Genomic DNA, 17857 nt, shown 5'->3' with positions numbered 1-17857 from the left:
GTCTAAGTAGACGTTGACTTTCCACGCGGGCGAGACTGCCGTATGACGACGACACCGAACCCCGTTCCCCGCCCCTTCGGCCGGGTGCTGTGTGCCATGGTCACGCCGTTCACCGCGTCCGCGTCCCGCGAGCTCGACCTCAAGGCCGCGCGGAGGCTGGCCGCGCACCTCGTCGACAGCGGCTGCGACGGCCTGGTCCTGAACGGCACGACCGGGGAATCGCCGACGACCACCGACGAGGAGAAGACGGCGCTGGTACGAGCGGTGGCCGAGGAGGTGGGCGGCCGGGCGTCGGTCGTGGCGGGGGTGGGCAGCGCGTCGACCGCCCACACCGTCGCCCTGGCCCGCGCGGCCGAACAGGCTGGCGCGGACGGCCTGTTGGTGGTGACGCCCTACTACAGCCGTCCCCCGCAGGACGACGTCGAGGCCCACTTCCGTACGGTGGCGGACGCGACCGGGCTGCCGGTGATGCTGTACGACATCCCGGGCCGCACGGGCACGCGGATCGAGGTGGAGACGATGCTGCGGCTCGCGGAGCACGAGCGGATCGTGGCGGTGAAGGACTGCGCGTACGACCTGCTCGGCTCGACCAAGGTGATGGGCCGCACGTCCCTGGCGTACTACTCGGGGTGCGAGGAGCTGAACCTTCCGCTGTACGCGGTGGGCGGGGCGGGCTGTGTGAGCACGGTGGCGAACGTGGCGCCGGGGGCCGTGCGGGGGGTGCTGGACGCATACGACGCGGGGGCGCCGGGCGAGGCGGCCCGGCTCAACCAACTCGCCCTTCCCCTGGTGGAGTTGATGATGGCGTCGGGCCGGCCGGGGGCGGTGACGGCGAAGGGGCTCCTCGGGTATCCGGTCCGGGCGCCCCTGCGGGCGGGCGGCGCGCAGGAGCTCCGGCGTCTGCGCGCGGCCCTGTCCTCCCTGACCAGGGCGCCGACGGGACCGGCCTAGCCGGCCCGTCCGGCGCCTGAGGACGAGCGGGGGCAGAGCCCCAGCAACCCCGCCTACGCCTGCGGACCGTGCCCGCATCCCGCGCAGTTCCCCGCGCCCCTAGTTGGGTCGGCCCAGGCAGGGCGGCCAGTGCAGGCCACCCCAGCAACCCCGCCTACGCCTGCGGACCGTGCCCGCATCCCGCGCAGTTCCCCGCGCCCCTAGGTGGGTCGGCCCAGGCAGGGCGGCCAGTGCAGGCCACCCCAGCAACCCCGCCTACGCCTGCGGACCGCGCCCGCTTCTCGCGCAGTTCCCCGCGCCCCTAGGTGGGTCGGCCTAGGCAGGGTGGCCAGTGCAGGCCACCCCAGCAACCCCGCCTACGTCTGCGGACCGTGCCCGCTTCTCGCGCAGTTCCCCGCGCCCCTAGGTGGGTCGGCCCAGGCAGGGTGGCCAGTGCAGGCCACCTCAGCCCGTCCGGCGATTGAGGACGAGCGCCCTCAAGGCGCGAACCGGACCTGGGGCAGAGCCCCAGCAACCCCGCCTTCGCCTGCGGACCGTGCCCGCATCCCGCGCAGTTCCCCGCGCCCCTGGCTACTCCATGCCGGGCGGTGCGCACATCCTCAGCCCGTCCGGCGGTTGAGGACGAGCGCCCCGGGGCGGAGCTAGTTGTGGGCGTGGAGGATTTCGTTCAGGCCGCCCCACACCGCGTTGTTCGGCCGCGCCTCAACCGTCCCCGTCACCGAGTTCCGCCGGAACAGGATGTTGGACGCGCCCGACAGCTCCCGCGCCTTCACGATCTGCCCGTCGGGCATGGTGACCCGCGTACCGGCGGTGACGTAAAGCCCCGCCTCCACGACGCACTCGTCGCCGAGCGCGATGCCGACCCCCGCCTCCGCCCCGACGAGGCACCGCTCGCCGATGACGATGCGGACGTTGCCGCCGCCCGACAGCGTGCCCATCGTGGACGCGCCGCCGCCGATGTCGGAGCCGTCGCCGACCACCACGCCGGCCGAGATGCGGCCCTCGACCATGGACGTGCCGAGCGTGCCCGCGTTGAAGTTCACGAAGCCCTCGTGCATGACGGTGGTGCCCTCGGCGAGGTGCGCGCCGAGCCGCACCCGGTCGGCGTCGGCGATGCGTACACCCTTGGGCGCGACGTAGTCCGTCATGCGGGGGAACTTGTCGACGGACGTCACCTGGAGGTGCAGCCCCTCGGCGCGCGCGTTGAGGCGGACCGTCTCCACGTCGTCGACGGCGACCGGGCCGAGCGAGGTCCAGGCGACGTTGGCGAGCAGCCCGAACAGCCCGTCGAGGCTCTGGCCGTGCGGCTTCACCAGCCGGTGCGAGAGGAGGTGCAGACGCAGGTAGGCGTCGTGCGCGTCGAGCGGCTTGTCGTCGAGCGAGGCGATGACCGTACGGACGGCGACGACCTCGACCCCGCGGCGCTCGTCCGGGCCGACGGCCTTGAGCGCGCCCGCGCCGAGCAGTTCGGCGGTGCGCTCGGCGGAGAGCCGCTCGGTGCCGGCCGGGCCGGGCTCGGCGACGGCCACGAGCTCGGGGGCGGGGAACCAGGTGTCCAGGATGGTGCCGTCGGCGGCGATGGTGGCGAGTCCGGCGGCCGCGGCGCCGGTCGAAGCAGGTGCAGTCGTGTCGGTCATGACCCAAAACCTAACCGGCCGCGGCCCGCCGGAGCGAACCGGTCTCAAGTGACGGTCCCGTGTCCGCCCCCGCCGACGCCCCGCGCAGCCGTCGCGCCCACAGCACGGCGAGACCCGCGAGTGCGGCGAGCGCCGCGCACAGCGGCCAGAGCAGGCCGGGCGCCAGGGTGTAGAGGGCGCCGCCGAGCGGCGGGGCGAGCACCTGGCCGCTGATGGAGGCACCCGCGTACAGGCTCTGGAAGCGGCCCTGGGCGTGGGCGGGCGCCTGGTCGGCGACGTACGCGGTGGCGGTGGTCTTGTAGAGGATCTCGCCGAGGGTGAGCGACACCATCAGGGCGGCGGCAGCGGCGAGCGAGGCGCCGGGAACGAGCGCCGCGTAGCCGAGCCCCACCAGGAGCAGCCCGGAGCCGATCACGGACAGCGGGGCCCGGCGGCGCAGGGCGTGCGCGGCGGGTAGTTCGAGGCAGAGGATGACGCCGCCGTTGATGGCGAGCAGCCAGCCGTAGGTCCCGGCGTCGAAGCCGTGGTCGCCGAGGAAGACGGGCAGGGTGCAGTACTGCTGCCGGTAGACGAGGTCGACGCAGACGATGGCGGCGAGCAGGACGAGTACGGCGGGCCGGGCCTTCAGTTCGCGGTGGAAGCGCGGCGCGCCGGCCGTGCGGGCCCGTGGTGCGTGTGCCGCGCCGCGGGCGGGGAGCACCCGGGCCGCGTACACCGCGAAGAGCAGGGTGCCGATGCCGTCGGCGACGAAGAGCCAGCCGAAGGAGAGGCGCGCGGCCACCAGCGCGCCGAGCGGCGGTCCGATGGTGAATCCGGCGTTGCTCGCGAAGCGCATGACGGCGAAGCCCTGGCGCCGGCTGCCCTCGGGGACGCTGACCGCGATGAGCGCGGAGGTGGCGGACCTGACCACACCGGAGGCGTACTGGGCGAGCGGCAGCGCGGCGCAGAGCACGCCGACCGGAAGCAGCGCCACGACGCTGAGGACGGTGCCGCTGACGGCGGCGCCGGCCAGCAGGGCGCGGCGGTGGCCGTAGGCGTCGCCGAACCAGCCGCCGGTGAAGTTGCCCGCCACCAGGCCCAGTCCGCCGATGCCGCTGATCGCTCCGGCCTGGGTGACGGTGAGCCCGCGCGGCCCGGTGAGCCATACGAAGAGATAGATGAAGGTGAAGCTGACGACCGCGTTGAAGAAGATGCCGCAGCACAGCAGTCGCACCGTCTTCGGCACCTCGCGCAGCATGTTCACGCCGCCCGCCCCCCTGCCTCCGACCTGGGTGACACCAGGTGAGTTCCTTATGGGAACTAACTATGGCAGCATGATTCCGGGCAGGTCAACCGGCTTGCCGGGCGGGCGGTGTCCGCTCCCGGCGCGTGCTCGCGAAAGGATGGCCGCATGCCTCAACGCACCCGGCTCGACGACGAGCACTGCGCCATCGCCCAGGCCCTGGACGTCGTGGGCGACTGGTGGACCCTGCTGATCGTGCGCGACGCCGCGCGCGGCGTGCACCGGTTCGACGCGCTCCAGCGGGAGCTCGGCATGTCCCGCAAGGTCCTCGCCGAACGGCTGAAGCTGCTCGTGGAGTGCGGGGTCCTGGCGCGCGAGCCGTACCAGGAGCGCCCGGTGCGCCACGAGTACCGGCTCACCCCGCGCGGCCGTGCCCTGCTGCCCGTGCTGATCGCGCTCCAGGACTGGGGAGACACCTGGGTGCTGGGGGAAGGAGAGACCATGGCCACCTCGACGGAGACCTCGGGCGAGACCGAGCGAGTGCGGGAGCTGGTCGGCACCCGGGTGCCGGAGCTCCGACTGACCGATTTCGACGGGGAGTCGCGCGACCCGGTCGCACCCGCGACCCCGTACACCGTCCTGTACTGCTTTCCCGGCGCCTACGCCCGCGCCGAGTCGTACCCGCCCGGCTGGGCCTCGATCCCCGGCGCCCGCGGCTGCACCCTGGAGTCCTGCACCTTCCGCGACCAGCTGGCCGAGTTCACCGCGGCCGGCGCGAGCGTGCACGGTGTGTCCACCCAACGCCCGGACGAACAGCGGGCGTTCGCCGACAAGGAGGGCCTGCGCTTCCCGCTGCTCTCGGACGCCGGTCTGGACCTGACGGCGGCCCTGCGCCTGCCGACCTTCCGCACGGCCGGGACGAGCCGGCTCAAGCGGCTGACCCTGGTGGTCGACCGGGACCGTACGGTCGTCGAGGCGCTCTATCCGATCACCGACATCGAGGCGAGCGTGCGGGCGGCGCTGCACGCGGTGCGCTCGGCGGCCGGCGCCTGAACCCGGCGCGCCCGCGGCGCCGTTCAGTGCGCGGCGCCGTTCAGTGCGCGGCGCCGCCGAGGTTCAGCAGGACCACTCCGCCGATGATGAGGGCGATCCCGGCGAGTTTGGCCGCGGTCATCGCCTCCCCCATGAAGACCATGCCGATGGCGGCGATGACGGCTGTGCCCACGCCCGACCAGATCGCGTACGCGGTGCCCACGGAGAGGGACTTGAGCGTCAGCGACAGCAGGTAGAAGGCGAGCAGATAGCCGGCCGCGGTGATCAACGAGGGCCAGAGCCTGCTGAATCCCTCGCTGTACTTCAGCGCGGACGTGGCGACGATCTCCGAGCCGATGGCGCAGGCGAGAAGGACGTAGGGCATGGGGGCGAGCGTACCTCCGGGACGGGGCGGGCTACGGTGGGCCGATCATCAGGGGACGGGGCGTACGGCGACGTACGGGAAGAGCGAGGACGCAGTGACGCTGGACATGGGAGCGGACGCCGGCGGCCAGGGCGGCGGCGGCCAGGGGCCGTTGCCGGGACCCCACCCGGGCGGACCGGGTGCTCCCCAGGGAACCCCGCCGCCGCGGGGCCCCGGCGGACCGGGCGTTCCCCCGGGTCCCCCGGCCGGATGGGGCCCCGGCGGACCGGGCGTCCCTCCGGGGGCTGCGCCGGCATGGGGCCCCGGCGGACCGGGGATGCCTCCGGGAGCTCCGCCGACGTGGGGCCCCGGCGGGCCGGGGATGCCCCCCGGTCCTCCGCCGGGGTGGGGCCCCGGCTGGGGTGGCCGCTGGATGCCGCCCCCGCCGCCGCGGCCCGGCGTGATACCCCTCGGCCCGCTCGGCCTCGGCGACATACTCGGCGGCGCGTTCAGCACCCTCGGCCGCCACTGGAAGCAGCTCTTCGGCGTGGCTCTCGTCGCGTACGGGATCGGGGCGCTGGTCACGGGCGGGGCGTTCGCCGCGTCGATCGCCGCCGTCCACGAGCACATCGACCCCGTCTTCCGCCACCGCACGGTGTACGAGAGCGGCCCGGCATCCTCCGACGTGGTGCCCGTGGTGCTGGCCGGGGCCGTGGCCTTCCTGGTCGCGATGGCGATGTGGGTCGTCGCGATGGCCCTGATGTCCTCGGCCACCGCGACCGTCCTCCAGGACGCGGTGCTCGGGCGGCGCGCCCCCTTCGGCGCCGTGTGGCGCAGGACCTGGTCCCGCTTCCCCGCGGCCCTCGGCACGCTGGCGCTCACCTTCCTGATCACGGCCGGCGCGATGCTCCTCTTCGCCGGCCTGATGCTGCTGCTGATGCTCCCGACGCGCAACGACCACGAGCCGCCCGTCGCCCAGCTGGTCCTGGCCGGCCTCGGTTTCCTCGCGCTGATCCCGTTCACCATCTGGATGACGGTGCGTTTCGGCTTCGCCCCGGTGGCGGCGGTCCTGGAGAACCAGCGGCCGGTGGAGGCGCTGCGCCGTTCGGCCCGGCTGGTGAAGGGCGCCTGGTGGCGGACGTTCGGCATCGTGCTGCTCGTCGGGATGATCGCCATGGTCATGGGCAACCTGGTCCAGATGCCGTTCACCTACGGCGGGATCCTCGCCGTCATGCCGCTGATGCTCGCCGGCAGCTCCGGCGGCTCCGTCGGCGCCGTCATCGCCGGCGTCGTCATCGTGCTGGTGCTGTATCTGGTCGGCATGGTGATCAGCCAGTTCCTTTCGACCACCCTGCCCCAGCTGGCCGCCGGGCTGCTCTACATCGACCAGCGCATCCGCCGCGAGGAGCTGGCGCCCACGCTGGCGGCCGCTGCCGGTGCCACGCCGGGGGCCGCCCCGCCGGTGGTCCGCTGGTAGCGCCGGATCAGCCGGCGTTCACCGCGAACCACGTGGCCCGGGACTTCTTCCACTCGGCGTGGGAGAGGTCCTTGGCCTCGGTGCCGTCGCCGTAGAGGTCGGCGGAGCCGTCGTCGGTGATGAACTGGGCGCGCGCTCCGGCCTGGTCGAGGTCCGGGACGTCCACCACGGCCTCCCAGCCACCCGGGTCGCTGGTCGGCAGGTCGGCCCGCTTGACGGGGGCGTGTCCGGCGACGCCGTCCCAGGAGTAGACCGCGTACGGGTCGGAGTTGTCGTCCGCGGCCCACGACCCGGCGACGATCAGGTACTGGTCGGCGGCGTTCTTGCGGATGTCGCGGATGCTGAGGCCCCCGAGGTCGAGCTGGATGGCGGCGCCGAAGACGGGGTTGGCGCCGCTGCCCACCACCTTGTCGAAGTTGGTGACCGGCACGATCAGCGCCTTGCCTCCGGTGGCCGGCGGCACGAGCGGCGCCCGGAAGCCGATGTACGCGGTGCTCGTGGAGCCCGGCGCGAACTCCAGGCCCTCCACGTTGAACCCGTCGATCTGCTTGGGCACCTGGCCGTCGGCGGTCGCGGCGGTGAACCCGAAGCGGTCCCCGTTGGCGTGGTCCCAGGCGACCAGGGAGTCCCGCAGCTTCTTGTACGAACCGCCGAGCGCGAGCTGGGTCGAGGCGCCCGAGCCGGTGACGGTGGTGGTGAAGACGGTGTTGCGGTCGGCCTTGTACTCGCCGTCCTTGTTGTTGCCGAGCGAGCCCGTCCAGTAGATCGTGTTGCCGACGCGGGCGGCGCCCTCGATGTCGATCTCCTTGGAGACGCCGAGCTTGGAGCTGAAGTCCCAGGTCCTGACGGGTGCGCCGGAGGCCGAACGGTCGTACAGGCGCAGCGTGTTGGACTCGTCGTCGGCGACGACGACATAGCCGCCGCCCACGTCCACGGCGGCGGAGGCGTCGCTGGAGCCGGTGAAGTACCGGGTGTCGGCGGCGTTCCGCACGGCGGCGGACGCGGCGTAGTGGAGCGTCTTGGTGGCGGTCTTGCCGCCGAGGCCGGTGACCTTGATGGTGAGGTCCGTGTAGCCGCGGGCGTGTGCGGCCACGGTCAGCTGCCGGCTGCCGCCGCTCCCGGTGACGCCGACGTCCCCGGTCCCGGCCACCGCGCTCTTGCTGCTGGCGGACGCGGCCACGGTGAGCGCCGAGGCGTCGGCGCCGCTCTGCGCGACGGTCACGGTCACCGCGGGGTCGCCGGTGGCGCCGACGGCCCCGGAGAGGTAGGAGGCCGAGAGGGCAATGGTGGGGGTGCCGTAACTCGCGGCGTGCGCAAGGGGGTTGGGGCCCATGACGGCCAGCGTGAGAACGCCGGAGGCGGCCGCGAGGGTCCTGGCGCGGCGGAGCGAAGAGTGATGCGGCACGGGGATGGCCTCTCGTCGGCGGGGTGTCGTCGAGTAGGTTGCGGTCACCCCGCCACGCGCAGGCGTACGCAATCCGTACAGCGGGCGAACGTCAGCCGATCAGACTCCCCGCACCCCCGCCCCGGAACCGCACCACCCCGGCTACGCTGTCCCGCCCGCCCGGATGACGATCCCCCCGGCCCGCTCGGACCACGCCCCGCCGAGGCGATGCGGCGCCTGGCCGAGGGCGGGTAGGAGGCCGCGGCACGCGAAGAGGCCCCCGGCGCCGTGCGGTGCCGGGGGCCTCTATGCGGGACGGTGGGCTCAGACGTTGAAGCCCAGGGCGCGCAGCTGCTCGCGGCCGTCGTCGGTGATCTTGTCCGGGCCCCACGGCGGCATCCAGACCCAGTTGATCTTCAGCTCGTTGGCAATGCCGTCCGTCGCGGACTTCGCCTGGTCCTCGATCACATCGGTCAGCGGGCAGGCCGCCGACGTCAGGGTCATGTCCAGCGTGACGACGTTGGAGTCGTCGATGTGGATGCCGTAGATCAGGCCGAGGTTGACGACGTCGATGCCCAGCTCGGGGTCGACGACGTCGTACAGCGCCTCGCGGATCTCTTCTTCGGTCGCCGGCTTGATCGCCGCCTCCGCGTTCTCGGTCATGCCGTCTTCCTTTCGGCGACGTCGCCCAGAGCCTGGGCCGTCGCGTCCTTCCACGCCATCCAGCTCAGCAGAGCACACTTCACGCGGGCGGGGTACTTGGAGACGCCGGCGAATGCCACCGCGTCCTCCAGGATCTCCTCCATCGCGTCGTCCGGCTCCAGCTGGCCCTTGGACTGCATCAGCTCCAGGAAGGTCTCCTGGATCCGCTGCGCGTCGGTCAGCTCCTTGCCGACCAGCAGGTCGTTGAGGACCGAGGCGCTGGCCTGGCTGATGGAGCAGCCGTGGCCCTCGTACGAGACGTCCTCGATGCGCGCGCCGTCGTACTTCACCCGCAGGGTGATCTCGTCGCCGCACGTCGGGTTCACGTGGTGCACCTCGGCGTCACCGTCCCGCAAGCCCCGGCCGTGCGGGTGCTTGTAGTGGTCCAGGATGACGTCCTGGTACATCGAATCAAGCTTCACGTCTCGACCCCTAGCCGAAGAAGTTTCGTACGTGCTCCAGACCGTCCACCAGGGCGTCGACCTCGGCGGGCGTGGAGTACAGATAGAAAGACGCTCGTGTGGTCGCAGGAATTCCGTAGCGCAGGCAGACCGGGCGCGCGCAGTGGTGGCCCACGCGGACCGCGATGCCCTCCTCGTCGAGGACCTGGCCCACGTCGTGCGGGTGGATGTCGCCGAGCGTGAAGGAGATCGCCGCGCCGCGGTCCTCGGCCGTGGTGGGGCCGATGATCCGCAGGTCCGGGACCTCCAGGAGGCGCTTGACCGCGTACTCGGTGATCGCGTGCTCATGCGCGGCGATCTTGTCCATGCCGATCGAGGAGAGGTAGTCCACGGCCGCGCCCAGGCCCACGGCCTGCGCGATCGGGGGCGTGCCCGCCTCGAACTTGTGCGGCGCCGGAGCGTAGGTCGACGAGTGCATCGAGACCGTCTCGATCATCTCGCCGCCGCCCAGGAACGGCGGCAGGTCCTCCAGGAGCTCCTGGCGGCCCCACAGGACGCCGATGCCGGTCGGACCGCACATCTTGTGGCCGGTGAAGGCCACGAAGTCGGCCTGGAGCGCCTGCACGTCGAGCGGCATGTGCGGGGCGGCCTGCGAGGCGTCGATGCAGACCAGCGCGCCGACCTGCTGCGCGCGGCGCACGATCGCCTCGACCGGGTTCTGCGTGCCGAGCAGGTTGGAGACCAGCGTGAAGGAGACGATCTTCGTCTTCTCGGTGATGATCTCGTCGATGTTCGACAGGTCGAGCCGGCCGTCGTCGGTGAGGCCGAACCACTTCAGCTTCGCGCCCGTGCGCTGCGCGAGCAGCTGCCACGGCACGATGTTGGAGTGGTGCTCCATCTCCGTGATGACGATCTCGGTGTCGCTGTCCACGCGGTAGGGCTCGTCGGCCCAGCCCAGCATGTTGGCGACGAGGTTGAGCGACTCCGAGGCGTTCTTGGTGAAGATCACCTCGTCGCGGCTGGGCGCGTTGATGAAACCGGCGACCTTGTCACGGGCGCCTTCGTACAGCGCCGTGGCCTCCTCCGCGACGAGGTACACACCGCGGTGCACGTTCGCGTTGTGCTGCTCGTAGTACTCGTTGAGCGCGTCGAGCACCTGGCGCGGCTTCTGCGACGTCGCCGCCGAGTCGAGGTAGACGATCTTCTTCCCGTCGTGGACCACACGGTCCAGCAAGGGGAAGTCCTTGCGGATCGCCTCGTCCAGGAGAGCGGACTGCGTGAGGAGGCCCGGCAGCTGTGTCACTCGGAAGCGCCACCCTTCGTGTACGACGCGTAGCCCTCGGACTCGAGCTTGTCGGCGAGCTCGGCGCCGCCGGACTCGACGATGCGGCCGCCCGCGAAGACGTGGACGTAGTCGGGCTTGATGTAGCGCAGGATGCGCGTGTAGTGGGTCACCAGGAGGGTGCCGACCTCGCCGTTCTCACGGACGCGGTTGATGCCCTCGGAGACCTGGCGCAGCGCGTCGACGTCGAGGCCGGAGTCGGTCTCGTCGAGGATCGCGATCTTCGGCTTGAGGAGCTCCAGCTGGAGGATCTCGTGGCGCTTCTTCTCACCGCCGGAGAAGCCCTCGTTGACGTTGCGCTCGGCGAAGGCCGGGTCCATCTGGAGCTGCTCCATGGCGGACTTGACCTCCTTCACCCAGGTGCGCAGCTTGGGGGCCTCGCCGCGGATGGCGGTGGCGGAGGTGCGCAGGAAGTTGGAGACCGAGACGCCGGGGACCTCGACCGGGTACTGCATGGCGAGGAAGACGCCGGCGCGGGCGCGCTCGTCGACGGACATCTCCAGGACGTCCTCGCCGTCGAGCGTGACGGTGCCGCTGGTGATCGTGTACTTGGGGTGCCCGGCCAGCGAGTACGCCAGGGTCGACTTGCCGGAGCCGTTGGGGCCCATGATGGCGTGGGTCTCGCCCTGCTTCACGGTCAGGTCGACGCCCTTGAGGATCTCCTTCGTACCGTTCTCGGTGTCGACGGAGACGTGCAGGTCGCGGATTTCAAGCGTTGCCATGGGGAACTCAGGACTCCTGGGTGACGGAGACGAGCACATCGTCCCCTTGGATCTGTACGGGGTATACGGGCACGGGGCGCGTCGCGGGAAGGCCGGACGGCTTGCCGGTGCGGAGGTCGAAGCTCGAGCCGTGCAGCCAGCACTCGATGGCGCAGTCCTCGACCTCGCCCTCCGAGAGCGACACGTTCGCGTGGGAACAAATGTCGTTGATCGCGAACACCTCGCCCCCGGTCTTGACGAGGGACACCGGCGTGCCGTCGATCTCCACCCGCTTGGGGGTGTCGCTCTCCAGCTCGCTCAGCGCACAGGCTTTGACGAAGGCCATCAGACGGAAGCCTCCAGCTCCGTCTCGATCTTCGCCAGGAGGCGCTCCTCGACGTCCGGCAGGCCGATCTGCTGGACGAGTTCCGCGAAGAAGCCGCGCACGACCAGGCGGCGGGCCTCCATCGGCGGGATGCCGCGCGACATCAGGTAGAAGAGCTGCTCGTCGTCGAAGCGGCCGGTGGCCGAGGCGTGACCGGCGCCGGCGATCTCGCCGGTCTCGATCTCCAGGTTCGGCACCGAGTCGACGCGGGCGCCGTCGGTGAGGACCAGGTTGCGGTTCATCTCGTAGGTGTCCGTGCCCTCGGCCGTGGCCTGGATGAGGACGTCACCGATCCACACGGCGTGCGCGTCGTCGCCCTGGAGGGCGCCCTTGTACACCGCGTTGGACTTGCAGTGCGGGGTGGTGTGGTCGACCAGGAGGCGGTGCTCCTGGTGCTGGCCCTGGTCGGTGAAGTACAGGCCGAACAGCTCGGCCTCACCGCCGGTGCCGGCGTAGGAGACCCGCGGGTGCAGGCGCACCAGGTCGCCGCCGAAGGTGACCACGAACGACTTGAAGGTGGCGTCGCGGCCGATCAGCGCGTTGTGCTGGGAGACGTGGACGGCCTTGTCGTCCCAGTCCTGCACGGAGACGACGGTCAGCTTGGCGCCGTCGCCGATGAGGTAGTCGACGTTGGCGGCGAGCACCGCGTCGCCCGTGTGGTCGATGACCACGACGGCTTCGGCGAACGCGCCGAGCTCGACGATCTGGTGGCCGTAGGCAACGCCGCCCTCGCCGTGCACGGCGATCCGGATCGGCTCGGTGAGCACCGTGTCCTTGGGGACGCTCACGACGGAGGCCTTCTCGAAGGACGAGTACGCCTGGGCCGCGACGCGGTCCACCGGCGTGCCGGCCCTGCCGAGGCGGGCGTCGTCGCGCCCGACGGTCTCCACGACGACGCCCTCGGGCGCGTCGACGGCGACCTTCACACCGTCACCGGTGGCGACGGCGGTGCCGTCGTGCAGCCCGCGCAGGCGCTCCAGCGGCGTGAACCGCCACTCCTCCTCGCGGCCGTGCGGGACCGGGAAGTCACCGACGTCGAAGGACGGAGGGGCGCTCATGCGGGTGGCGACGGTCGACTCGGCGGCCACCGCGATCGAGCCGGCCGTGGTGGAACCGGCCGGGATGTTCTGAGCCTCAGCCATGGCTGTCGTAGTGCTCTCTTCCTGAATCAGAATCTGCTCAACTGCCGGACGGGGAACGGTCGTTATCCGACCGAGCCCTCCATCTGCAGTTCGATCAGCCGGTTGAGCTCAAGGGCGTACTCCATGGGGAGCTCCTTGGCGATCGGCTCGACGAAGCCGCGCACGATCATCGCCATCGCCTCGAACTCGGTCAGACCGCGGCTCATCAGGTAGAAGAGCTGGTCCTCGGAGACCTTGGAGACGGTCGCCTCGTGGCCCATGGAGACGTCGTCCTCGCGGACGTCGACGTAGGGGTACGTGTCCGAGCGGGAGATCGTGTCGACGAGCAGCGCGTCGCAGAGCACGTTCGACTTGGAGCCGTGGGCGCCCTCGCCGATCTCGACGAGACCGCGGTAGGAGGTGCGGCCGCCGCCTCGCGCCACCGACTTGGAGACGATGTTGGAGGAGGTGTTCGGCGCCATGTGGACCATCTTGGAGCCGGCGTCCTGGTGCTGGCCCTCGCCCGCGAAGGCGATGGAGAGCGTCTCGCCCTTGGCGTGCTCGCCCATCAGGTAGACGGCCGGGTACTTCATGGTGACCTTGGAGCCGATGTTGCCGTCGATCCACTCCATGGTCGCACCCTCGTACGCCACGGCGCGCTTGGTGACCAGGTTGTAGACGTTGTTCGACCAGTTCTGGATCGTCGTGTAGCGGCAGCGGCCGCCCTTCTTGACGATGATCTCGACGACGGCGCTGTGCAGCGAGTCCGAGGAGTAGATCGGGGCGGTGCAGCCCTCGACGTAGTGGACGTAGGCGTCCTCGTCGACGATGATCAGCGTCCGCTCGAACTGGCCCATGTTCTCCGTGTTGATACGGAAGTAGGCCTGGAGCGGGATGTCGACGTGGACACCCTTGGGCACGTAGATGAACGAGCCGCCGGACCACACCGCGGTGTTCAGCGACGCGAACTTGTTGTCGCCGACCGGGATGACGGTGCCGAAGTACTCCTGGAAGAGCTCGGGGTGCTCCTTCAGGGCGGTGTCGGTGTCGAGGAAGATGACGCCCTGCTCCTCCAGGTCCTCACGGATCTGGTGGTAGACGACCTCGGACTCGTACTGGGCCGCGACACCGGCCACCAGGCGCTGCTTCTCCGCCTCGGGGATGCCGAGCTTGTCGTACGTGTTCTTGATGTCCGCGGGCAGGTCCTCCCAGGACGCCGCCTGCTTCTCCGTCGACCGCACGAAGTACTTGATGTTGTCGAAGTCGATGCCGGAGAGGTCGGAGCCCCAGTTCGGCATGGGCTTCTTGTCGAAGAGACGCAGGCCCTTGAGGCGCAGCTTCAGCATCCACTCCGGCTCGTTCTTCTTCCCCGAGATGTCGCGGACGACAGCCTCGGAAAGACCGCGCTTGGCAGCGGCGCCGGCCGCGTCGGAGTCGGCCCAGCCGTATTCGTACGTGCCCAGGCCATCAAGCTCAGGGTGGGCAGTCTCCGTGGGGAGCGTCATGCGGGGTTCCTCCCGGCCGTGCTTGCAGATGCTTGCTGGTGTGTGGTCTGTGGTGGCGCGCCGTGCGGGATGAACGTGGTGCAGACGCCGTCGCCGTGGGCGATCGTCGCCAGGCGCTGCACATGTGTTCCCAGGAGGCGGGAGAAGAACTCCGTCTCCGCCTCGCACAGCTGCGGGTACCGCTCGGCGGCGTGGGCGACCGGGCAGTGGTGCTGGCACAGCTGCTCGCCCCGCTGCGGAAGAGGTGCGCTGCGCGCCGTAGCAGCGTACCCGTCGGCGCTCAAGGCCTTGGCCAGGGCTTGGGTCCGCTCCTCAGGCTCCGCTGCCTCGATCGCGTCCCGGTACGCCCCGGCTTGAGCCTCGACGCGGGCCCGCGCGAACGCCGCGACGGCTTCCTCGCCGGCCGCGCCGCCGCCCGCGGACTGCTCGATCCAGTGCAGGGCGTCGACGGCGAGCTTGTCGTAGGACTGCTCGAAGGCGTCCCGGCCGCAGTCGGTCAGGGCGAAGACCTTGGCCGGGCGGCCGCGGGTCCGCGCGCCGTAGACGCGCTGTTCGCGCGGTTCGACGACCTCGTCGGCGACGAGCGTGTCGAGGTGGCGGCGGACGGCGGCCTGGGTGAGGCCGAGGCGCTTCGCGAGGTCCTGAGCGGTCGAGGGCCCGTGGTCCAGGATGGAGCGCGCGACGCGGTTGCGGGTGGACCGCTCACCGGTCGCGAGTTCCTCCTGGGGAGCCTCGCCGACGTTTTTCACAACACCATTGTTGCGTAATTCCTCAGGGCCTGACAACCCACGTCGCGATCACGAACGGTGCGGTGTATCACTTAGGCGAACCTAAGCTGACCTGCGGAAACGATCTTTGATCGATCAGCGCGCGGGGTCGTTCCGCGTTATTCGGTGGCCCTCGGAAGCCTCCTGCGGCAGACTCGCCGACCATGCCCACACCGCCTGTGACCGGCCCTTTGTGCACCCGCGACTCGCTCACGCACGACCTGCGCGAGCTCGGCGTCCGCCGCGGCGAGACGCTCCTCGTGCACTCCTCCCTCAAGTCGCTCGGCTGGGTCTGCGGAGGCGTGGTCACGGTCGTCGAATCTCTTCTCGACACGCTGGGCGAAACGGGCACTCTGGTGGTCCCCGCCTTCTCCAACGACAACTCCGACCCCGCCCCATGGCGTCGCCCCGCCGTGCCCGAGGAGTGGTGGGAGACCATCCGGGGCGCCTTCCCCGCGTACGACCCGCGCACCACCCCCAGCCGCGGCGTCGGAGTGATACCCGAGGCCGTGCGCAACTGGCCCGGCGCGCTGCGCAGCGACCATCCGCAGTCGTCCTTCGCCGCGATCGGTCCGGGCGCGTCGCGGATCACCGCCGGCCACCCGCTCGACTGCGCCCTGGGCGAGCGCAGCCCGCTGGCCCGCCTGGAGGAAGCGGACGCCCGGGTGCTGCTGCTCGGCGCCGGATTCGGCTCCTGCACCTCCTTCCACCTGGCGGAGTACCGGGTGCCCGGCCCCGTCGTCGACGTGTCGTTCGCCGCGACGACCCCGCGGGGCCGGGAGTGGCTCACCGTCCGCGACACGGCCCTCGACAGCGAGGACTTCGCCGAGCTGGGCGCCGACTTCGAACGGGACGCGCGGAGCGTGGAGCGCGGCCGGGCCGGCGCGGCCGTGTGCCGCCTGTTCCCGGTCCGGGACGCGGTCTCCTACGCGACGCGCTGGCTGCCCGTCCATCGCCCGTACGAGGGATGAAGCGGCCGCCGGGCCCCCACGCCGGGGGACCCGGCACCCAGGCCTAGACTTGCCGGTCATGAACAGCGAGCCCGTCGTCCAGGTCCTGGGCCTGGTCAAGCGGTACGGACCCAAGACCGCGGTGGACGGCCTCGACCTCACGGTCGGCGCGGGCACCGTGACCGCCGTCCTCGGCCCCAACGGCGCCGGCAAGACCACCACCATCGAAACCTGCGAGGGCTACCGCAGGCCCGACGCGGGCACCGTCCGCGTCCTCGGCCTCGACCCGGTCACCGACGGCGAACGGCTCAAGCCGCGCATCGGCGTGATGCTCCAGTCCGGCGGCGTCTACTCCGGCGCCCGCGCCGACGAGATGCTGCGCCACATGGCGAAGCTGCACGCCCACCCGCTCGACGTCGACGCCCTCATCGAGCGCCTCGGCCTCGGCAGCTGCGGCCGCACCACCTACCGCAGGCTCTCCGGCGGCCAGCAGCAGCGCCTCGCGCTCGCCATGGCGGTCGTCGGCCGCCCCGAGCTGGTCTTCCTGGACGAGCCGACCGCCGGCCTCGACCCGCAGGCCCGCCGCTCCACCTGGGACCTCGTGCGCGAACTGCGCGCCGACGGCGTCTCCGTGGTCCTCACCACCCACTTCATGGACGAGGCCGAGTCGCTCGCGGACGACGTGGCCATCGTCGACGCCGGCAAGGTCGTCGCCCAGGGCTCCCCCGAGCAGCTCTGCAAGGGCGGCGCAGAGAACACCCTGCGCTTCACCGGCCGCCCCGGCCTCGACCTCGGCTCGCTCCTCAAGGCGCTGCCGGACGGCTCCGCCGCGATCGAGCAGACCACGGGCGCGTACCGCATCACCGGCACCATCGACCCCCAACTGCTCGCCACCGTCACCACCTGGTGCGCCCAGCACGGCGTGATGCCCGACGGCATCTCGGTCGAACGCCACACGCTTGAGGACGTCTTTCTGGAGCTGACAGGCAGGGAGTTGCGGGCATGAGTACCGGCACATACGCACCGAAGCCCGGCGCCGCGCCGCTCGGGCGGATGATCGGGGCGCAGACCGCCCTGGAGACGCGGATGCTGCTGCGCAACGGCGAGCAGCTGCTGCTCACCGTGATCATCCCGAGCCTGCTGCTCGTCCTGTTCTCGACCGTCGACATCATCGACACCGGTACGGGCAGCTCCGTCGACTTCCTCGCGCCCGGCATCCTCGCGCTCGCCGTCATGTCCACCGCGTTCACCGGCCAGGCCATCGCGACCGGTTTCGAGCGGCGGTACGGAGTGCTCAAGCGGCTCGGCGCGTCGCCGCTGCCGCGCTGGGCGCTGATGACCTCCAAGACGCTCGCCGTGCTCGTCACGGAGGTGCTCCAGGTCGTCCTGCTCACCGTCATCGCCTTCGCCCTCGGCTGGTCCCCGCACGGCAACCCGCTCGCGGTCCTGCTCCTCCTGGTGCTCGGCACCGCCGCCTTCTCGGGGCTCGGGCTGCTCATGGCCGGCACCCTCAAGGCCGAGGCCACGCTCGCCGCGGCCAACCTGGTGTTCCTGCTGCTCCTCGTCGCCGGCGGGGTCATCGTGCCGATGGACAAGTTCCCCGGCGGCGTACGGTCCGTGCTCGATCTGCTGCCCATCTCGGCGCTCTCCGACGGGCTGCGCGACGTCCTCCAGAGCGGCGCCGCCATGCCGTGGGGCGACGTCGGGATCCTCGCGGTGTGGGCGGTGCTCGGCCTGGGCGCGGCCGCGAAGTTCTTCCGCTGGGAGTGAGCCGGGAGCGAGCCCGGACGTGCACCGGACACGCGCGGGGAGCGTCCGAGGAGTGCGCAGGGAGCGCCCGGGGAGTGCGCCGCGGGCCCGGTCGGGAGTGACTTTCCTCCCGTCCGGGCACGGCGGGGCCCCCTAGTGAAAACATG

The 17857-nt window shown here is 71.3% G+C and carries 18 protein-coding genes; 6 read left to right on the top strand and 12 right to left on the bottom strand.

Going from position 1 to position 17857, the window contains the following annotated elements:
* Window positions 1-42 precede the first annotated feature (42 nt).
* Entirely contained in the window at window positions 43-951 is a 909-nt protein-coding gene (gene dapA, locus OOJ98_RS07645; RefSeq protein WP_267053856.1) for a 4-hydroxy-tetrahydrodipicolinate synthase, read from the top strand.
* A 641-nt stretch (window positions 952-1592) separates the two neighbouring features.
* Here the strand turns inward: dapA and dapD are convergent.
* A complete protein-coding gene (dapD, locus tag OOJ98_RS07640) occupies window positions 1593-2588 on the bottom strand; it encodes a 2,3,4,5-tetrahydropyridine-2,6-dicarboxylate N-succinyltransferase (RefSeq protein ID WP_267053855.1) in 996 nt (331 codons plus the stop codon).
* Window positions 2589-2598: 10 nt separating this feature from the next.
* Window positions 2599-3831, bottom strand: a complete 1233-nt coding sequence (locus tag OOJ98_RS07635; RefSeq protein WP_267053854.1) for an MFS transporter — start codon at window positions 3829-3831, stop codon at window positions 2599-2601.
* A 147-nt stretch (window positions 3832-3978) separates the two neighbouring features.
* Here OOJ98_RS07635 and OOJ98_RS07630 point away from each other — a divergent pair, with 147 nt between their 5' ends.
* Window positions 3979-4863: a winged helix-turn-helix transcriptional regulator gene (locus OOJ98_RS07630; protein WP_267053853.1), complete on the top strand. Its 885-nt coding sequence runs from the start codon at window positions 3979-3981 to the stop codon at window positions 4861-4863.
* Between the two features lie 40 nt (window positions 4864-4903).
* Here the strand turns inward: OOJ98_RS07630 and OOJ98_RS07625 are convergent, their stop codons facing one another.
* Entirely contained in the window at window positions 4904-5227 is a 324-nt protein-coding gene (locus OOJ98_RS07625) for a multidrug efflux SMR transporter (RefSeq protein ID WP_267053852.1), read from the bottom strand.
* 412 nt (window positions 5228-5639) lie between these two features.
* Here OOJ98_RS07625 and OOJ98_RS07620 point away from each other — a divergent pair, with 412 nt between their 5' ends.
* Window positions 5640-6683, top strand: a complete 1044-nt coding sequence (locus tag OOJ98_RS07620) for a hypothetical protein (RefSeq protein WP_267053851.1) — start codon at window positions 5640-5642, stop codon at window positions 6681-6683.
* Between the two features lie 7 nt (window positions 6684-6690).
* Here OOJ98_RS07620 and OOJ98_RS07615 read toward each other — a convergent pair whose 3' ends face one another.
* The 9 genes from OOJ98_RS07615 to OOJ98_RS07575 form a co-directional block, all read right to left on the bottom strand.
* The gene (locus OOJ98_RS07615) at window positions 6691-8016 is read right to left on the bottom strand and encodes a DUF3616 domain-containing protein (protein WP_267055557.1); all 1326 of its coding nucleotides are present in this window, start codon (window positions 8014-8016) and stop codon (window positions 6691-6693) included.
* A gap of 375 nt (window positions 8017-8391) precedes the next feature.
* Window positions 8392-8730, bottom strand: a complete 339-nt coding sequence (locus OOJ98_RS07610; protein WP_267053850.1) for a metal-sulfur cluster assembly factor — start codon at window positions 8728-8730, stop codon at window positions 8392-8394.
* Window positions 8727-9191: a Fe-S cluster assembly sulfur transfer protein SufU gene (sufU, locus tag OOJ98_RS07605; protein ID WP_267053849.1), complete on the bottom strand. Its 465-nt coding sequence runs from the start codon at window positions 9189-9191 to the stop codon at window positions 8727-8729. Before sufU ends, OOJ98_RS07610 begins: the two co-directional genes overlap by 4 nt.
* Before the next feature lie 10 nt (window positions 9192-9201).
* The gene (locus OOJ98_RS07600; protein ID WP_267053848.1) at window positions 9202-10473 is read right to left on the bottom strand and encodes a cysteine desulfurase; all 1272 of its coding nucleotides are present in this window, start codon (window positions 10471-10473) and stop codon (window positions 9202-9204) included.
* Window positions 10470-11234: a Fe-S cluster assembly ATPase SufC gene (sufC, locus tag OOJ98_RS07595; protein ID WP_267053847.1), complete on the bottom strand. Its 765-nt coding sequence runs from the start codon at window positions 11232-11234 to the stop codon at window positions 10470-10472. The genes OOJ98_RS07600 and sufC overlap by 4 nt, the downstream gene beginning before the upstream one ends.
* A 7-nt stretch (window positions 11235-11241) precedes the next feature.
* Window positions 11242-11559 (bottom strand): bifunctional 3-phenylpropionate/cinnamic acid dioxygenase ferredoxin subunit, encoded by a 318-nt coding sequence (locus OOJ98_RS07590; RefSeq protein WP_267053846.1) that lies wholly within the window; start codon window positions 11557-11559, stop codon window positions 11242-11244.
* Window positions 11559-12740, bottom strand: a complete 1182-nt coding sequence (sufD, locus tag OOJ98_RS07585; RefSeq protein WP_267053845.1) for a Fe-S cluster assembly protein SufD — start codon at window positions 12738-12740, stop codon at window positions 11559-11561. The genes OOJ98_RS07590 and sufD overlap by 1 nt, the downstream gene beginning before the upstream one ends.
* 62 nt (window positions 12741-12802) lie before the next feature.
* Entirely contained in the window at window positions 12803-14224 is a 1422-nt protein-coding gene (gene sufB / locus OOJ98_RS07580; protein WP_267053844.1) for a Fe-S cluster assembly protein SufB, read from the bottom strand.
* Window positions 14221-14973: a metalloregulator ArsR/SmtB family transcription factor gene (locus tag OOJ98_RS07575; RefSeq protein ID WP_267053843.1), complete on the bottom strand. Its 753-nt coding sequence runs from the start codon at window positions 14971-14973 to the stop codon at window positions 14221-14223. The genes sufB and OOJ98_RS07575 overlap by 4 nt, the downstream gene beginning before the upstream one ends.
* A 182-nt stretch (window positions 14974-15155) precedes the next feature.
* Here OOJ98_RS07575 and OOJ98_RS07570 point away from each other — a divergent pair, with 182 nt between their 5' ends.
* From OOJ98_RS07570 to OOJ98_RS07560, 3 genes are read left to right on the top strand one after another with little or no spacing between them, the layout of a single operon-like run.
* Window positions 15156-15962: an aminoglycoside N(3)-acetyltransferase gene (locus OOJ98_RS07570; RefSeq protein WP_267053842.1), complete on the top strand. Its 807-nt coding sequence runs from the start codon at window positions 15156-15158 to the stop codon at window positions 15960-15962.
* Between the two features lie 58 nt (window positions 15963-16020).
* The gene (locus tag OOJ98_RS07565) at window positions 16021-16947 is read left to right on the top strand and encodes an ABC transporter ATP-binding protein (protein WP_267053841.1); all 927 of its coding nucleotides are present in this window, start codon (window positions 16021-16023) and stop codon (window positions 16945-16947) included.
* Entirely contained in the window at window positions 16944-17711 is a 768-nt protein-coding gene (locus tag OOJ98_RS07560) for an ABC transporter permease (RefSeq protein WP_267053840.1), read from the top strand. Before OOJ98_RS07565 ends, OOJ98_RS07560 begins: the two co-directional genes overlap by 4 nt.
* Window positions 17712-17857: the final 146 nt, after the last annotated feature.

This window comes from Streptomyces sp. NBC_00083 (assembly GCF_026343295.1).
Lineage (GTDB): Bacteria > Actinomycetota > Actinomycetes > Streptomycetales > Streptomycetaceae > Streptomyces.
Note: the sequence above shows the minus strand (reverse complement) of the source record. Positions and strands in the feature narration are given on the sequence as shown.

Bases quoted from the DNA above. Each gene is read 5' to 3' on its own strand.
- dapA (WP_267053856.1), top strand. From the start codon at position 43: ATGACGACGACACCGAACCCCGTTCCCCGCCCCTTCGGCCGGGTGCTG.
- dapD (WP_267053855.1), bottom strand. From the start codon at position 2,588: ATGACCGACACGACTGCACCTGCTTCGACCGGCGCCGCGGCCGCCGGA.
- OOJ98_RS07630 (WP_267053853.1), top strand. From the start codon at position 3,979: ATGCCTCAACGCACCCGGCTCGACGACGAGCACTGCGCCATCGCCCAG.
- OOJ98_RS07625 (WP_267053852.1), bottom strand. From the start codon at position 5,227: ATGCCCTACGTCCTTCTCGCCTGCGCCATCGGCTCGGAGATCGTCGCC.
- OOJ98_RS07620 (WP_267053851.1), top strand. From the start codon at position 5,640: ATGCCGCCCCCGCCGCCGCGGCCCGGCGTGATACCCCTCGGCCCGCTC.
- OOJ98_RS07615 (WP_267055557.1), bottom strand. From the start codon at position 8,016: ATGGGCCCCAACCCCCTTGCGCACGCCGCGAGTTACGGCACCCCCACC.
- OOJ98_RS07610 (WP_267053850.1), bottom strand. From the start codon at position 8,730: ATGACCGAGAACGCGGAGGCGGCGATCAAGCCGGCGACCGAAGAAGAG.
- sufC (WP_267053847.1), bottom strand. From the start codon at position 11,234: ATGGCAACGCTTGAAATCCGCGACCTGCACGTCTCCGTCGACACCGAG.
- OOJ98_RS07590 (WP_267053846.1), bottom strand. From the start codon at position 11,559: ATGGCCTTCGTCAAAGCCTGTGCGCTGAGCGAGCTGGAGAGCGACACC.
- sufD (WP_267053845.1), bottom strand. From the start codon at position 12,740: ATGGCTGAGGCTCAGAACATCCCGGCCGGTTCCACCACGGCCGGCTCG.
- sufB (WP_267053844.1), bottom strand. From the start codon at position 14,224: ATGACGCTCCCCACGGAGACTGCCCACCCTGAGCTTGATGGCCTGGGC.
- OOJ98_RS07570 (WP_267053842.1), top strand. From the start codon at position 15,156: ATGCCCACACCGCCTGTGACCGGCCCTTTGTGCACCCGCGACTCGCTC.
- OOJ98_RS07565 (WP_267053841.1), top strand. From the start codon at position 16,021: ATGAACAGCGAGCCCGTCGTCCAGGTCCTGGGCCTGGTCAAGCGGTAC.
- OOJ98_RS07560 (WP_267053840.1), top strand. From the start codon at position 16,944: ATGAGTACCGGCACATACGCACCGAAGCCCGGCGCCGCGCCGCTCGGG.